10 protein-coding genes and 3 other annotated features (1 of these 13 running past the window's edge) are annotated in these 16,804 nt (G+C 35.4%); all 10 genes read right to left on the reverse strand.

Annotated elements, in window-relative coordinates:
* Positions 1 to 28 precede the first annotated feature (28 nt).
* Complete coding sequence (ltaS, locus tag ACU8YW_RS14565) at positions 29 to 2,002, reverse strand: lipoteichoic acid synthase (RefSeq protein ID WP_088063778.1); 1,974 nt, start codon at positions 2,000 to 2,002, stop codon at positions 29 to 31.
* 529 nt (positions 2,003 to 2,531) lie between these two features.
* Positions 2,532 to 4,157, reverse strand: a complete 1,626-nt coding sequence (locus ACU8YW_RS14570) for an ABC-F family ATP-binding cassette domain-containing protein (RefSeq protein ID WP_000633870.1) — start codon at positions 4,155 to 4,157, stop codon at positions 2,532 to 2,534.
* 383 nt (positions 4,158 to 4,540) lie between these two features.
* Positions 4,541 to 7,657 (reverse strand): MMPL family transporter, encoded by a 3,117-nt coding sequence (locus tag ACU8YW_RS14575; RefSeq protein ID WP_426934321.1) that lies wholly within the window; start codon positions 7,655 to 7,657, stop codon positions 4,541 to 4,543.
* A 243-nt stretch (positions 7,658 to 7,900) separates the two neighbouring features.
* Positions 7,901 to 8,467, reverse strand: coding sequence for a TetR/AcrR family transcriptional regulator (locus tag ACU8YW_RS14580; protein ID WP_088063780.1), 567 nt, complete (start codon positions 8,465 to 8,467; stop codon positions 7,901 to 7,903).
* Positions 8,468 to 8,754: 287 nt separating this feature from the next.
* Positions 8,755 to 9,915 (reverse strand): GNAT family N-acetyltransferase, encoded by a 1,161-nt coding sequence (locus ACU8YW_RS14585; RefSeq protein ID WP_426934322.1) that lies wholly within the window; start codon positions 9,913 to 9,915, stop codon positions 8,755 to 8,757.
* A 135-nt stretch (positions 9,916 to 10,050) separates the two neighbouring features.
* The gene (gene aroA / locus ACU8YW_RS14590) at positions 10,051 to 11,340 is read right to left on the reverse strand and encodes a 3-phosphoshikimate 1-carboxyvinyltransferase (protein ID WP_000664597.1); all 1,290 of its coding nucleotides are present in this window, start codon (positions 11,338 to 11,340) and stop codon (positions 10,051 to 10,053) included.
* Between the two features lie 16 nt (positions 11,341 to 11,356).
* Complete coding sequence (gene tyrA, locus ACU8YW_RS14595; protein ID WP_001228146.1) at positions 11,357 to 12,457, reverse strand: prephenate dehydrogenase; 1,101 nt, start codon at positions 12,455 to 12,457, stop codon at positions 11,357 to 11,359.
* On the reverse strand, positions 12,450 to 13,550 hold the full coding sequence (gene hisC / locus ACU8YW_RS14600; RefSeq protein WP_426934323.1) for a histidinol-phosphate transaminase: 1,101 nt from the start codon (positions 13,548 to 13,550) through the stop codon (positions 12,450 to 12,452). Before hisC ends, tyrA begins: the two co-directional genes overlap by 8 nt.
* A gap of 18 nt (positions 13,551 to 13,568) precedes the next feature.
* On the reverse strand, positions 13,569 to 14,741 hold the full coding sequence (gene aroC / locus ACU8YW_RS14605; protein ID WP_061673330.1) for a chorismate synthase: 1,173 nt from the start codon (positions 14,739 to 14,741) through the stop codon (positions 13,569 to 13,571).
* Between the two features lie 53 nt (positions 14,742 to 14,794).
* Positions 14,795 to 15,014: a binding site (T-box leader), on the reverse strand.
* Positions 15,015 to 15,023: 9 nt separating this feature from the next.
* Positions 15,024 to 16,100, reverse strand: coding sequence for a bifunctional 3-deoxy-7-phosphoheptulonate synthase/chorismate mutase (locus ACU8YW_RS14610; protein ID WP_001273578.1), 1,077 nt, complete (start codon positions 16,098 to 16,100; stop codon positions 15,024 to 15,026).
* A gap of 194 nt (positions 16,101 to 16,294) precedes the next feature.
* Positions 16,295 to 16,530 (reverse strand) — a binding site (T-box leader).
* Between the two features lie 54 nt (positions 16,531 to 16,584).
* Positions 16,585 to 16,804 (reverse strand) — a binding site (T-box leader) (it continues 17 nt past the right edge of the window).

The following is a 16,804-nucleotide window of genomic DNA, read 5'->3' on the forward strand; positions in this document are numbered from 1 at the left end:
TACTCAAATGAGTAGCGCTCTTTAATATTTATTTCGTTTCCCCGTCTTCAGTCGTCTTTACCTTCGTTTTATTTTTATCACGATGGTTATAGTTGTACTTCGAACGATCTACTGGTGTAAAACCTTCCGGTGTGTAGAATCGTAATAAGTCTCCGTTTACGACTTGGTCAGAGTATTTTAGTGATTTTTGAACCATTTGTTCATTTTGTTTTATTTCGTCTGTTAATTCAACAGCGTTACCAGTCGCTGTATCATAGTATTTGCCGTTTAGTGCAGTCACTGTTGGACTTACGTAGTTACCGTTACGGAATGGAACGACTTGTTTATGCTCTGGTGATAATAAATCTGATCCGAACTGGACATAATTTTTCGTATCTGTACCTAGTAAGTGTAATAGTGTCGGCAGAACATCAATTTCTCCGCCGTATTGATGTTGTACGCCGCCCTTCATTCCTGGGACACGAATGATTAATGGCACACGTTGCAGTTGTGCATTTTCAAATGAGTTCATTTCTTTACCCATTACTTGAGACATTGCTGCGCCATGGTTATCTGAAATACCGTAATGATCACCGTACATAACGATAATTGAGTTATCGTATAAACCAGATTGTTTCAAGTAATCCAAAAATCCTTTTACAGACTCATCTAAATAACGTGCTGTTTGGAAGTACGTATCTACTGATGAATCACCTGTAGTCGCTGGTTCAATTGTTGCTTCCGCTTTATCAATTGGATAAGGGAAATGGTTCGATAACGTAATGAACTTCGTATAGAACGGTTGTTTCAATGTTTGTAATAACGGAATTGATTCGTTAAAGAACGGTTTATCTTTTAATCCATAGTTTACTACATCTTTTTCATTCATATCATAGTACGACGCATCAAAAAATTTATTGAAACCAAATGATTTATAAATATCATCACGGTTCCAGAACGTTTTGTAATTACCATGGAATACAGCTGATGTGTATCCTTGTTGACCTAAAATAGCTGGTGCTGATTGATACGTGTTATGAGCTTTATTTGTAAAAACAGATCCTTGCGGTAACCCATACATTGAGTTTTCTAGCATGAACTCAGCATCAGATGTTTTACCTTGTCCTGTTTGATGGAAGAAGTTATCAAAGTATAGCGTATTCGCATCTTTTGTAAATGAGTTTAAGAACGGTGTAACTTCTTGCCCATTTAATTTATAATCAATTAAAAAGTTTTGGAATGATTCTAAATGAATATAAATTACGTTCATTCCTTTTCCTTTACCAAAGTACTCAGGATTTGGACTTGCATATGTTGATGCAAGATAATTTCTAACCTCTGTCATATTATCTCCATCAGCTAACGCTCGTTCTGTTGATGCTTTCGCACTTTGAATGCCATCATAAATCGTATAGTTGTATGCCCCTAAATATTTCACAATATAATTACGGTCAAATGTTCTTGTTAATAATTCAGGACGATCAGATTCTGCAAGACCTAAGTTAATGCTGAATAATAAAATACCTGCTACAAATACTAGTGATAATTTATGTTTCGCAACACGAATTGGTTTTGGATTTGCAAATTTTGTTGCAACTAAAACAATTAAAATGATTGTATCTAGGAAATATAGTGGATCATATGCGTGTAGCAATGCAAAAATACTACCACCTAAATCTCCAAAGTTATTCGTTTGTGTTAATGTCGGGAACGTAATAAAGTCACTGAAAAAGCGATAATATACTACGTTTGCGTATAACAGTATAGACATTAACAAATTAATAACAATTAACCAAATGTAAGCACGTTTCCCCTTTGCAAATAATGCGAGCCCTAAAAATAAAACTGCTGAGCTTAACGGGTTGAAAAACAGTAAAAACTTTTGGATTGTGTTGGATATCCCTAAATTAAATTCTGTCACATATGCTGCGTATGTTTTTAACCAGAATAAAATAATGGCAAACACGAAAAATCCAAAGTGATTGCTTAACACTCGCTTACTCTTTAATAGTAATTGCTTCATCTCTCCACCTCTTTTGATCATCCAAGGCTTATTTTTTTATAAGTCTGTCTCTATTCAATTTTTTATCTTCAAATAGATTTTGTTTGTTTAACTAAATGAAGAATATTAGTAATTATAATTTGAAGCTAGTATTTATTCAACTATTTCTTTCTAGACATTTTGACCTTGGTTTCTATTTAATAAAATAAATTTGTAACATTTTCTGTTTTCTCCCAAGTCTCATCCACTAATTATGACTCCACATACTATAAACCTTTATTTACTGCTTCGCAAATAAATATTTCTCCAGTTCTGGAACATTAATGTAATATAGTGAAATTCACAATAGATAGTATTTGTTTTTTTCGGTGTATATTAAATTCCTTCATATATTTCAAGTTTATTCTTAATTACAGTCCTTTCTCTATATGTAACATCAAAAGGTCTTTTCTTCTCTAAAGTTATTTCTGTATAATTATTCACAATTCATAAAATAAAAGATTATAAAAAAACTCGCTCTCATAAAGAGAGCGAGGTTTTTCATCATTTATTATTGACCTTTGTACATTGCTTCTACTTGTTTTTGAAGTTCTTCATTTTCTAAGAACTCATCGTAAGTAGCCTCTTTATCGATTACACCGTTTGGCGTTACTTCGATAATGCGGTTTGCAATTGTTTGTACGAACTGATGGTCATGAGATGTGAATAACATTGTACCTTTAAATGCGATTAAACCGTTGTTTAATGCAGTGATAGACTCAAGGTCTAAGTGGTTCGTTGGATCGTCAAGTGTGATTACGTTCGCACCACTTAACATCATTTTAGATAGCATACAACGAACTTTTTCGCCTCCAGATAATACAGAAACTTTCTTCTTAACTTCTTCACCTGAGAATAACATACGGCCTAAGAAACCACGTAAGAAGCTTTCTGACTCATCTTGTGGAGAGAATTGGCGTAACCAATCAACTAAGTTGGAGTCACTGTTCTCAAAGTATTTAGAGTTATCTCTTGGGAAGTAAGATTGAGATGTTGTAACGCCCCATTTGAATGAACCGCTATCTGGCTCCATTTCACCCATAAGGATTTTAAATAATGTTGTCATCGCAATATCGTTACGACCGATAAATGCAACTTTATCACCTTTATTTAAAGTGAAGTACACATTATCTAACACTTTTTCACCATCAATTGTTTTAGAAAGACCTTCAACAGTTAATAAGTCATTTCCTATTTCACGCTCAGGTGTAAAGCCAACAAATGGGTAACGACGTGATGATGGTCTAATATCATCTAATGTAATTTTATCTAATAATTTTTTACGAGAAGTTGCTTGTTTCGCTTTAGATGCGTTTGAGCTAAAGCGTGCAATGAAGTTTTGTAACTCTTTTACTTTCTCTTCTTTTTTCTTATTAGCATCTTGTGTTAATTTTAAAGCTAATTGGCTTGACTCATACCAGAAGTCATAGTTACCAACATAAAGTTGAATTTTACCGAAATCAAGATCAGCCATGTGCGTACAAACTTTATTTAAGAAGTGACGGTCATGGGATACAACGATTACTGTATTTTCAAAGTTCATTAAGAAGTTTTCTAACCATTGAATCGCTTTTAAGTCCAAGTGGTTGGTAGGCTCATCTAGTAATAGAATGTCAGGTTTACCGAATAATGCTTGAGCAAGTAATACTTTTACTTTCTCTGCCCCAGTTAATTCTGACAATTTCTTATCATGAACATCTTCACCAATACCTAAACCTTTAAGAAGGATTGCAGCTTCTGATTCTGCTTCCCAACCGTTAAGCTCAGCGAACTCACCTTCAAGTTCAGCAGCACGCATACCATCTTCATCACTAAAATCTTCTTTCATGTAAATGGCATTTTTCTCTTGCATTACTTTATAAAGTTGCGTGTGACCCATAATTACTGTTTCTAATACTGGGAACTCTTCATATTCGAAGTGGTTCTGTTTTAATACTGCTAGACGCTCACCTGGCGTAATATGTATATCACCTGTTGATTGTTCGATTTCTCCAGATAAAATCTTTAGAAATGTTGATTTACCCGCACCGTTTGCTCCGATTAAACCGTAGCAGTTACCTGGCGTGAATTTTATGTTAACATCTTCAAACAATTTGCGATCCGCGAAACGCAAACTAACGTTACTTACTGTAATCATTTGTGTCCTCCTACTAATACCGCTTATTTCAGCGTTTTCTCACCGATTGTCTTAAAAAATCGCATATTACGACTCAATTATTGTAGACTATAGCTATTATATAGTAGAAGATGGATGAATAGCAACGGTTGATTGCTATTCATCCCTTTTCTACCTTGAATAAAATGTTTGTTTTTTAACGAAACAATATTATATAGAAGCAAATTTCACAATTTAAAGAGGAGTTATTTTGAACAAAATATTTATAATTGGAGCATAATGTTTATCGCTCACTTCCTATACAAATAAATGGCGAAATGAAAGATGAAAAGTTTGCAAAATATAAAGACGTGATGGAAAAGTTTATTAAATAAGAAGAATCCCCTTTTAAAAGGGGATTCTTCTTATTTTCTTTTACTTAATTTCTTCGTATAATTCTTCATTTTACTCGTTAATCCTATTAAAGCAGGTAGTAATATTGGCATCACAATGATAGCTAGTAGTAACAGTGCAACACCAACAACAGATGCTACTTGTATAAGCGTCAATACACCTGAAGGGACTAATGCAGCAAATGTACCGCCTAAAATAAGTGCCGCCGATAATACAACTCCTCCTATGTGACGAGATGCATTTACAATTTTCGTTGCGGGATCCCCTTCTAACTCATTGTATCGCATCATTACGAAAATGCTATAATCCACACCTAAAGCGACAATCATAATAAAACTAAAGAATGGCACATTCCAGCTTAATGACTCTACGTTTAATACGTGTGTACTAATTTGTTCACTTATGCCAAGTGATGCAAAATAAGCTAATATTAAAGATCCAATAATAAAGATTGTATTTAAAAATGACCGTGTAATAATGATTAATACAATCGCAATTCCAATTAACATAATTGTAGCTGTACGTAAGAAATCTTGGCCTGTTACTTCTTTTAAATCAACGTTTCTAGCTGTTGTGCCGCCGATTGCTTTTTTCGCCGATTTTAATTCTGTACCATTTAACGTACCGTCTATCGTTTTATTAATTTCTTCAATGATTGGCATCGCTTCTTTTGAATATGGATTTACGTCTAAAATGATTGTCATTTTAGCAGTCTTTCTATCATGTGACATGTACGTATTCAATGCTTTTTGGAAATCTTCTCCCTCTAACACTTCTTTTGGGATATAAAATTTCTCAGAGCTTTTTGATTCATTTAGTTCCCCTAAATATTTTTGAGCATCTCCTAGGCCGTTACTTACCTTTTCAAGCCCTTCTGTACTTTTAGATAATCCTGATTGTAATTGCCCCATCTGTTCTTGCAAGTCTTTCAGCCCGGTTAATAGCTGACCTTGCCCGTCGTTTATTTTTGTTAATCCGGTTTGTAACTCAGATGACTTGTTCGCAATTTGTTTTGAACCTGTAGCACCTTCATTTAATCCATTTTTAAGATCAGCTGCTCCTTTTTGTAACTTAGTAACTCCATCGCTCATGCCTTTTAAGCCGTTATCCACTTTCGATAACGCTTGATTCGCTTCTTTAAATGAACCCATTGCCGCTTTATGTTGCGTTGCTAATTTATTTAATTCATTTGAAAGCTCACCTAATTGCTTTTGAGCCTCTTTAGCGATCCCTATCGTTTGCAGTATGTTCGGATCATTTGCTAATTCTGGTTTCGTTTGAATGAAATTCGTCATTAACATTTCAATTTGTTCATAGCCTTTTTTCGCACCATCAATCGCTTGAGAAATACTTCCGAAGTATTGATCGTAAGAACTTAAACCTTTTTCTAACTGCGAATAACCAGCATGAAGTTGTGAAGTTGCATTAGATAATACACTAATATTTTCATTTACTGAAGTTAACCCACTCTCAATTTGCTGCGCACCTTGTGCTCCGTCATTTATGCCATTTGAAAGTTGATCTAAAGCTGTTCCTAATGCTGTTACACCATTTTTCGCTTCCGTTGTTCCATCAATTAATTTTTGAACGTTTGCAAGACTATTTGAATCTTTACTACCCATTTTATCTTTCGCAGTAGTTAATCCATCATTAATTTCCTTTATACCACCATTGGCATCTCCTAATCCTGTATTTAGTTCTCCCGCTTGTTTATTTATATATAGTTCTTTTATCCTTTCACCGGTTGGACGCGTCGGTGAATATACTTCTGAAACACCTTTCACTTTCAAAATCTTATCAGTTAGTTCGTCTAAAGTTTGAAGCGAACTCGCCTCATCTAACTTGTTATCTGATTGAATGACTAACGTACTTGGTGAAGAAAAACCTGGTGGAAAATGCTCTTCTATTACGTTAATCCCCATTTTCGATTCATATTTATTATCTACTTCAAATAAATCATTGTAATTTAGTGTGTTAGAGTATTTCATTACGAAAGGAATCGATATCACAAATACAATGATTAAAGCGACAAATGGTCTTGCTACTGAGTTTTTCGCAAGAAATCCCCATAATCGACTATCCTCATGACCTTTAAATGTTTTAACTGGATAAAACATTCCTTTTCCTAAAAGCACCATGAAAAATGGATTTAACGTAGTTAATACGAGTAATAATACTGCGACACCAATTGCTACTGCTGAAGTAGATTGATATAATTTAAAACTTGCTAAAGCAAGAGATGCAAAACCGATTAGTACTGCTATCCCGCTATATAAAACGGTTTTCCCTGCTGATTTAAACGTTTCTTTCGTAGCCAAAAATGCATTTTCTTGTTTACTTAATTCTTCTTTAAATCTTGTATATAATAAAATGTTATAGTCTGTTCCAACTCCAAACAGGACAACAACTACAAACACTTGTGTAAAGTTAGAAAACGGAAAATTAAATTGATCTACTAGATGTGCAATAATCCCCATTGAAACTAAATATGATACACCCACTGTAAGAAGAGATACAATTGGAACAATTGGTGAACGAAATACAATGATTAATACAACTAGAATGAAAATGATAGAAATAACTTCTGTCTTCTTCACTCCCTCTTGAGAGGAAGTAAGAAAATCACCCGCTATTAAATCACTTCCTGTTAAGTACGTTTTTACCCCTTTCGTTTGCACTTTTTTATGAAGCCCATTTGCAACTTTTGATATTTCACCATTTTTTTTATCCACAGAGATTTGCGTTAAAATGGTCGTATTGTCTTTAGATATCAATTGTTTTTCCAAATCTTTATTATCTAAATGTGAAACAACTTCCTTAATTCCTAATTTCACTTTTTCATTTTGTAAAGCATTGATTGTTTTTATTATCTCCTCTTTTTGCTCAGTTGTTAAAGCTGTTTTACTTCCACTATTAAAAACAGCTATAATTTCATACTTTTCAGTCCCGTCTTTATCCATCTCTTTTATCATCTTGTCAGCAATACTACTTTGTTCTGTATTAGGAATCGTAATGTGCCCTTTTTCTTTCACTAATTTATCCATATTAGGCATCGTTACGATCATTGTAATAGTAATAACTATCCATAATAGAAAAGATAAACTTCTCCAATTTTTCAGCTTACTCATTTTAATCATCTCCCGTTTTGAAAATTTAAAGGGAATGAATATTCATTCCTATCCTTTTAAAAATACTTTTTAGGAATGAACGTTCATTCCTATCATTCTATTACATTATTTTTTAAACTCTATTAAACTACCTTTACCGGAATGAATGTTCATTCCTATTGTTACACAAATATCCTCTCCTACTCACATGTTTTAAATATATTCAGGAATGAATATTCATTCCTATACTTATAAGCTATAGAATCAGATGATTCTAATAGCATTCCAAGAGCTTTCTTCCAGTTCTTTTACTAACTCTTTCGAGTATTCTAATTGCCCTGTTGCAATTACTTTCGTTAATTGTTCTAACGGTTGATATACAATAATAATTAAAGCAACTGGAGGCAATGGACGAAGAAAACCTTTTGCGATTCCATCTTCAATGATATTCATAAAGAAGCCTATAAAATCATCAAATATTTTCTTACTCTGTTCATCAAGAAAATAACTATCACAGTGAGAATTTGTAAATAAAAAAGCATCCACATTGTTTCTCGCAAATTCAAATAAACGGTTGTACGTATGACTAAACTGTTCACGAATATTTGCTTCAACAGGAAAATCCGTTTTTATCATTTCAGAAAGCTCTAACATACTTTTTGAAAATAATGAGTTAACAAGTGCCTCTTTATTTTCAAAATAGCGATAAATAGTACCCGCACCGACTTTTGCCTTTTCAGCGATCATTGGAATTGTCGTGCCATCGTAACCACGCTCTGCGAAAAGTTGCATCGCAGCATCAAAAATATCCTCTTGTTTGTTTTTAGCCATTTTTTCCACCTCTATTTCCAGGAATGAAAATTCATTCCGTTTTTAATTATAAATTACAGGGAATAAAAGTCAAGTGCGTGACAAAGTATGGTTGCGTTTTAGTGAAAAAATTATATCAACGATTATTAGAATATATCAGCGCAAATCTAATTATATCAGCGATTCTCAGGATATATCGGCGCATCTCCAATTATATCAGCGTTTTTCAAAATATATCGACTTACCGACAAAAACCGACAACCAAAGAGAAAGCTGTCCCAAAATTTGATTTTGGACAGCCCTATTTTTTAAAAGAAATCATAAATAAATGCTTTACGTACCGGAACTATATTCTCAAACGCTCGTATTTCCTCTTCACTTCCTCTAATTAATTCTAGTTCATTAAGTTCTAACGGACGTTTGTATCCAAACATTATAGTAGATAATGCATTTATATCTAGCCTAATTCCTTTATCCTTTATTTCTTCTTCTATAATTGTTATTTCATGATTTGCAAGCCTCACTGTAACGTTATTCCACGGTGCAAATGAATCTATAATATGTAAAATCACTTCTTGCTGTGCATCGTTCCAATTCAACTCATATTGTTTTAAGAACTGCTCCACATCTACAATTCTGCCCATAAAATATGGTTTTATTTCTGCTTTCACGCGTGGCTCTTTTAGTGTATATAATAACGGTTCATTTTCACTTACTGTCATTTCAAATTCTTTAATCATAGAATCATGCTGACAAATAAAGTTCCACAGACCATTTCGCGCTTCATTATGCAGTGGAACAAATTCTTCTACTGTCATTTTATAGTTTTCTATTTTATATAGCATGTAGCCAGCTGCCGTTTTATTTTTATCGTAATAAATCGCTAATGTTAAATCATCATAAACAGCTTGTAACCACCATTTTTCATCGCGAACTAGCATACCGGAAAAACGTTCTGCAAATGTTTCATAAATCTTTTCGACCTCTTCTGGGTGATTTTCTTTATTGAAACGTTTTACAGTACCATTTACTTGTTTTTTCATAACTAAATCACTCTTTGTCATATGACATACAAAGAGATTCGCACAAAGTTCCCAGCCGTATTTACGGTAAAATGAAACAGCAAATGGATGTAGCATTGATACTGTATATCCGTCATTTTTCATGGTTTGAAGTGAATGTTGAAGCAATTCTTTTACATACCCGCTTCTTCTATACTCTGGATACGTCGCTACCCCTGCAACGCCTCCCATTTTAAATTTTTCTTTGCCTATGTATATATGAAACGGAATAAGATGCAGTTTTGCTGCTACATCTTTCCCTTCCATAATACCGTATATTTCATGACTTTCTTTCATCCTTGTAAGTTGTTGTTGCAATCGTTCCTCATCAACTTTATATTGAAAAGCGTATTCCGATAAGCGTAATGCTTCTCTAAAGCTATCTTCTTTTAATCGTATAACGTTCATATATTTCTCCTCCATTCCTTGTTTGAATTGTACCATAATTCTCAATATTCCAGTGCGGTGAATGAAATTATATGGACTTAACGACACGAATCCAATATAAAAAGCAGATACATCCCGTATCTGCTTTTTATTACTTTATTTGGCTAACTTTTGAAGTTCTTCGAAGAATGTAGGATATGATACGCCTACTGCTTCTGCGTCTTCAATTGTTGTTTTTCCTTCTGCTAGACAGCCGGCAATTGCAAGCATCATTCCGATGCGGTGATCACCGTAACTATTTACTGTATTGCCTTTTAGTGCTGATTTTCCGTAAATAATCATCCCGTCATCAGTTGCTTCTATGCGAGCTCCTAGTTTCGTTAACTCCGCAACAACTGTATCAATACGGTTCGTTTCTTTTACTTTTAATTCGTGTGCGTCTTTAATAACTGTAATTCCTTCTGCTTGCGTTGCCGCTAAGGCGATAACAGGAATTTCATCGATTAATCTTGGGATAATATCTCCGCCAATTTCGATTCCTTTTAATGAAGATGTTTCAATTGTAATATTTGCAGCTGGTTCTGATGCTCCTTCGTTAATTGGCTCTACAGTAAAAGTAGCACCCATTTTCTCTAAAACATCAATAATACCTGTACGAGTTGGGTTCATTCCTACATTTTGTAATACTAGTTTACTATTTGGAATAATTGCACCTGCTACTAAGAAAAATGCTGCTGATGATACGTCACCTGGTACTTGAACGTCTGTCGCTGTTAACTTCTGTCCACCTGCAAGTTTCACTGTTTTTCCCTCGCGAGTTACGTTAACACCAAATGCTTCAAGCATTCTTTCCGTATGATCACGCGAAATATGTGGTTCTGTAACAGCTGTTACACCTTCTGCACGAAGACCTGCAAGTAAAATAGCTGACTTTACTTGCGCACTTGCTACAGGTGAAGTGTATTCAATTGCTTTTAAATCTCCACCACGTATTGTTAACGGTGTAAACGTCCCTTCTTCGCGGCCATCAATGTTTGCACCCATTTGTTTTAATGGATTTGTAACACGTTTCATCGGTCTTTTTGCGATAGATGCATCACCTTGTACGCAAGAGAAAAATGGTGTATTTGCCAAAATTCCTGACATTAAACGTATTGTTGTACCAGAATTACCAACATCTAATACAGCTTTCGGTTCTTGTAAGCCTTCTAATCCTTTACCAACTACAGTGACTTCATCACCATTTTGCACGATTTCTACTCCCATTTCTTTAAAGCAAGAAATTGTACTTAAACAGTCTGCACCGGGCAAGAAACCTTTAATTGTTGTTTTTCCTTCTGCAATCGCGCCGAACATGACAGCGCGGTGTGAAATGGATTTATCTCCTGGAATTGTAATAATACCATTTAATCCGTTATTAACAGGTTCTATTGTTCTTTCCTTCATGTTTTCACCTTCTCATTTAAATTGTTTCATAAGTTTGGTATTTTTCTTCTCTAAGCGCTAGCTTTGCTTTCATACGATCTTCTTCTCTTTGGAAGCTAATACGTAATACCCCAAGCAACCCTTCACGTGCTTCTAATATTTGCAAGTTCGTAATACTAATTTCTTCACGTGCCAAAATACTCGTAATATGAGCCAATGCCCCTACTTTATCTAAAACATCGACGTATAAGTCGTGATAGGCAGGAATTGCCCCTCTCTTTCGTACTGGTAAAGAGTCACGGTATTCTTTCGCGTCTGCAAAATAGTTTTGAATCTCGCCTGCATCTCCGGTAGAAACTGTATCATATAAATCTTCCATTTCAGAGATCCACTCTTTTAATAATACCATTAAATGCTCGCGATTTTGCTTAACAATATCACTCCACATTTTTGGGCTACTAGATGCGATACGTGTAATGTCTTTAAACCCTCCGGCAGCTAATTGATGAATGAGCGGATTATCTCCTGCATGTTTCTCCACTTGCTTTACTAATCCAGCTGCGATAAGATGCGGAAAATGACTAACGATCCCTGTTACATAATCATGTTCCTCCGTATTTAGAACGAGAAAATGAGACCCTGTTCCTTGTAACCAACGCTTTAGTTCTTCCACATGTTCATTTGGCACATGATTCATCGGCGTTAAAATATAAAATGCATTTTCAAATAAATGTGCTTTTGCACTTTCAACTCCCGTTTTATGAGAACCTGCCATCGGATGTCCACCAATAAAAGAAACTTCCTTTGAAAATAAAGCTTCCGCTTCATTCATGATCGTCCCTTTTGTACTACCAACATCTGTTACAATAACATCTTCTCGTAAATGAAATGACGCTAATTTGTGTAATAACTTCTTCGTTTCTTCAACTGGAGAAGCAAACACAATTAAATGCGCCTCTTCACATGCATGCTGTAAATCTACTGCTACTTCATCTACTACATGTAATTCTTTTGCACGCTCTACTTGTTCTTGAAATATATCATAACCTGTTATCGTTACATCGTGCTCTTTCTTAATTGCTAATGCGAGAGAGCCTCCGATTAAACCAGTTCCAATTAAAACTACCTTTTTACGCATTTTCCTCATCTCGAGACTTTCTTTTTTTATTTTCAAAGTGTTGTTTTAACACTGAAATCACTCCTTCATTTTGCTCCCTTGTTCCGACTGTAATACGGACACCATTTGGGAACGGACGAATAATAAATCCTGCGTGTGCACAAGCTTCATAAATCTCCCCAGCATTCTCAACTGGCAAGAAGATGAAATTTGTTTGCGATGGATAAAACGAAATTTCATTTTCCTTACAAAAGCTTTCGTATTGTTGTAATCCCTCTGTATTCACACGAACTATTTCCTCAATAAACTCGTCATCACCAAAAGCAATCGTTGCTGCTTTTTGCGCTAATGAAGATACGTTAAATGGCAAACGTACGACATTTAATTTCTCGATTAGCTCTTCCTGTCCAATTGCATATCCAACGCGGAAAGAAGCTAATCCGTACGCTTTAGAAAATGTTCTAAGTACAAGAATGTTTTTATGTTTTTCTAAAAGCGGTAATGTCTCTGGGAAATCCTTTGCTGTTACGTATTCATAGTACGCTTCATCAATGACAACTAACGTATTTTCACTAATACCTTCAATAAATTGAGTCAATTTTCGATCATTCACATATGTGCCTGTCGGGTTGTTCGGATTACAAATCCATACGATTTTCGTATTATTATTTATTGCTGACGAAATTTCGTCTAAATCGTATACACCGTTATTTAAAGGGATTTCTTTCACTTCACAACCTTCAATAATTGCATGATGACGGTACTGCGGGAATGTTGCACCAGCCGTTACGATGTTATCTCCTGCTCTAAGTACTGCACGGCTTATTATTTGAATGACTTCATCTAAACCACTACCGCAAAGTATTTGTTCCATTTGAACATGTAACTTATTTGCAATTGTTTGACGAAGCGCTATAGCACCTCCGTCAGGATATAAAGCATGTTCCAACCACGATTTTTGCAACTCATCTAAAACACGTGGTGAGCAGCCGAATGGATTTTCATTTGATGCTAATTTCACAAATGAATGATCTCCGTACACTTCTTTCATTTGTTCAGGTGATTTACCTGGTTTATATGGTTGTAATGATGATAGTTGATCTTTTACTTGCATGTTAAAACCACCTTTTTATTAAAATTCTTTTGCGTATTTATTATGTTGCGTAATGTTTTGCTGAATTAAATCCATACGATCTTTTCCGAATTGTTCGACTAGTGCATGTGCAAGTTCCCATGCTATAACAGATTCAGCTACTACACCTGCTGCTGGTACTGCACAACTATCAGATCTTTCAATACTCGCTTGGAATGCTTCTTTCGTATCAATATCAACGCTTGCTAACGGTTTGTATAATGTAGGTATTGGCTTCATAACACCTCTTACGACAATTGGCATTCCTGTTGTCATACCGCCTTCTAAACCGCCGGCATTATTCGTTTTTCTCGTGTATCCATTTTCTTCATCCCATAATATTTCATCGTGTACTTTACTTCCTGGCTGTCTTGCTGCTTCAAAACCAACGCCAATTTCAGCACCTTTAAATGCATTAATACTCATAATTGCACCAGCAAGTTTTGCATCTAATTTACGATCGTAATGAACGTAACTACCAACACCAATTGGCATACCTTCTGCAATGACTTCAACAATACCACCGATTGAATCCCCACTACTTTTAGCGTTATCTATCGCATCCATCATCTCTTGTTCTACTTCTTTATCTAAACATCGAACTGGTGAATTTTCAGTAATCGTTTGAATTTCTTCTATTGGTAAGTTTGAAATTCGTTTCGCTTGTACCCCACCAATTTCAAGAACATGCCCTGCAATTTCTACGCCTAATTCTTTCAAAATTTGTTTCGCAACTGCACCAGCAGCTACACGAACTGTCGTTTCTCTTGCAGATGAGCGCTCTAATACGTTTCTTATATCACGATGTCCATATTTAATTGCACCGTTTAAATCTGCATGTCCTGGACGTGGTTTTGTAATTGTACGTTTCATATCTTTACTTTCTTTTTCCGAAATTGGCTCTGCACCCATTACTTTCGTCCAATGTTTGAAATCATCATTTTTAACGATTAACGTTATTGGTGAGCCAAGTGTCATCCCATGACGAACACCACTTACAATTTCAACTGTATCAGTTTCTATTTGCATGCGTCTTCCGCGTCCGTGCCCTTTTTGTCTTCTTAATAATTCTTTATTAATATGTTCCGATGTTAATGTTAAACCTGCTGGTACACCTTCTAAAATAACTGTTAACTGCGGTCCATGTGATTCTCCAGCTGTAATGTATCTCATTTCTCTTGCCCCTTTACTATTTTTTTGTACAAAAAAGTCCCTACTGAGCGCTCAGTAGGGACGATGTTTATCGCGGTACCACCCTAGTTGTAGACAACTATCGTCTACCTCTCTTCTTCTGTAACGATCGTTTGACCGTCTTTCCCTCCAAAAGTTGGCGGAAAAGATGCTCCAAGGCTGTAATTCATGCTTATCTTTGTACTGATTCACACCGACCATCAGCTCTCTTTAACAGTGAGATAAGCACTACTGTTTCCTCTTCAGCGCATATATGATATGGAATTAAGATAATTTATTTTTGAAACCTTTTAACTCATCCATGAATCTATGGAATTCTGGAATATCCATTTGTTGTGCAGAATCTGATAATGCAACCGCTGGGTCTGGGTGTACTTCAGCCATTACTGCATCTGCACCAATTGCAAGTGCTGCTTTCGCTGTTGGTAATAATAAATCTCTGCGTCCAGTTGAATGCGTTACGTCAACGATTACTGGTAAATGTGTTTCTTTCTTTAAAATCGGTACTGCTGAAATGTCTAATGTGTTACGTGTCGCTCTTTCGTATGTGCGGATACCACGCTCACATAGAATAATTTGGTCGTTACCTTGTGCAATGATGTACTCAGCTGCGTTAATGAACTCATCAATTGTTGCTGCTAATCCACGTTTTAATAATACTGGCTTGTTAACTTTACCTACAGCTCGTAATAAATCGAAGTTTTGCATGTTACGTGCACCGACTTGAATTACATCAACGTAGTCTAGCGCCATTTCAACATCGTTCGGATTTAAGATTTCACTAATGATCGCTAAGTCGAACTCATCTGCTACTTGGCGTAAAATTTGTAATCCTTCTACTCCTAAACCTTGGAAATCGTATGGAGATGTTCTTGGTTTGAAAGCACCACCGCGCATTAATTTTAGACCTTGGTCTTTCATCGCTTGCCCTACTTGGCGAACTTGCTCTAAGCTTTCTACCGCACAAGGTCCCATGATGAACGTTTGTGTTCCGTTTCCAATCAATTCACCTTTTACATTAACGATTGTATTTTCTTGTTTCTTTTTACGTGATACTAGTAATGCTTTACGGTTATCATCTTCTTGTAATTCTAAGCTAGCTTTGAAGATTGTTTTGAAAATGTGTTGAACTGTTGACGTTTCGAATGGTCCTTCGTTATGCTCTGCGATCATATCAAGTACTTCACGCTCACGTACTGGATCAAAACGTTTCGTACCTTGTACTTGCTTTTGCTCCCCAATTTTTTGAACGATTTCACCACGTTTGTTTAAAAGGTGTAATAGTTGTAAGTTAATTTCATCTACCTGTTTACGTAATTGATCTAATTCATGATTTGCCATTTGGAAATCCTCCTCTAATGTTTTAAAAGTATAGTAAGAGAATGAAAAATTCTCTATTTTCTGAACTGATAAATTATACAAAATTTAAGTGGAATCGATACCTCTTCTTATTTTAAACGAATACTTACTATAAGGACACTACCAACTCAATCAAAACCCACTTTTTTGTACAAAAAATCCCTACTGATCCAATCAGTAGGGACGATATTTATCGCGGTACCACCCTAGTTGTAGACTTATTTCGTCTACCTCTCTTCATTGTTAACGATCATCTGACCGTCTTTCCCTTCATAAAGACAATACTATCTTTACTACGAAAAAGATGCTCTAGGACTGTAATTCGCTCTTGTTTTTGTACTGGTTTGCACCAACCACCAGCTCTCTGTTACAGGGAAACAACAACTACTGCTTTTCCTTTCAACGCATATATATTTAATTTTCAAGTTAGACCACTAAAATACAAAAAGTCCCTACTGAATAAATCAGTAGGGACGATATTTATCGCGGTACCACCCTAGTTGTAGACTAACTTTCCGTCTACCTCTCTTCACTGTTAACGATCAATTGACCGCTTTTTCTTCATAAAGACAATACTATCTTTACTCCGAAAAAGATGCTCCAAGACTGTAATTCATGATTATCCCTGTACTGGTTCACACCAACCACCAGTTCTCTGTTACAGTAAGACTAACCACTACTGTGAT

Source organism: Bacillus pretiosus (genome assembly GCF_052947655.1).

Coding starts and splice junctions, on each gene's coding strand:
- tyrA (WP_001228146.1), bottom strand. CDS start 12,457: ATGCGTAAAAAGGTAGTTTTAATTGGAACTGGTTTAATCGGAGGCTCT.
- aroC (WP_061673330.1), bottom strand. CDS start 14,741: ATGAGATACATTACAGCTGGAGAATCACATGGACCGCAGTTAACAGTT.
- ltaS (WP_088063778.1), bottom strand. CDS start 2,002: ATGAAGCAATTACTATTAAAGAGTAAGCGAGTGTTAAGCAATCACTTT.
- ACU8YW_RS14610 (WP_001273578.1), bottom strand. CDS start 16,100: ATGGCAAATCATGAATTAGATCAATTACGTAAACAGGTAGATGAAATT.
- hisC (WP_426934323.1), bottom strand. CDS start 13,550: ATGCAAGTAAAAGATCAACTATCATCATTACAACCATATAAACCAGGT.
- ACU8YW_RS14580 (WP_088063780.1), bottom strand. CDS start 8,467: ATGGCTAAAAACAAACAAGAGGATATTTTTGATGCTGCGATGCAACTT.
- ACU8YW_RS14585 (WP_426934322.1), bottom strand. CDS start 9,915: ATGAACGTTATACGATTAAAAGAAGATAGCTTTAGAGAAGCATTACGC.
- aroA (WP_000664597.1), bottom strand. CDS start 11,340: ATGAAGGAAAGAACAATAGAACCTGTTAATAACGGATTAAATGGTATT.
- ACU8YW_RS14575 (WP_426934321.1), bottom strand. CDS start 7,657: ATGAGTAAGCTGAAAAATTGGAGAAGTTTATCTTTTCTATTATGGATA.
- ACU8YW_RS14570 (WP_000633870.1), bottom strand. CDS start 4,157: ATGATTACAGTAAGTAACGTTAGTTTGCGTTTCGCGGATCGCAAATTG.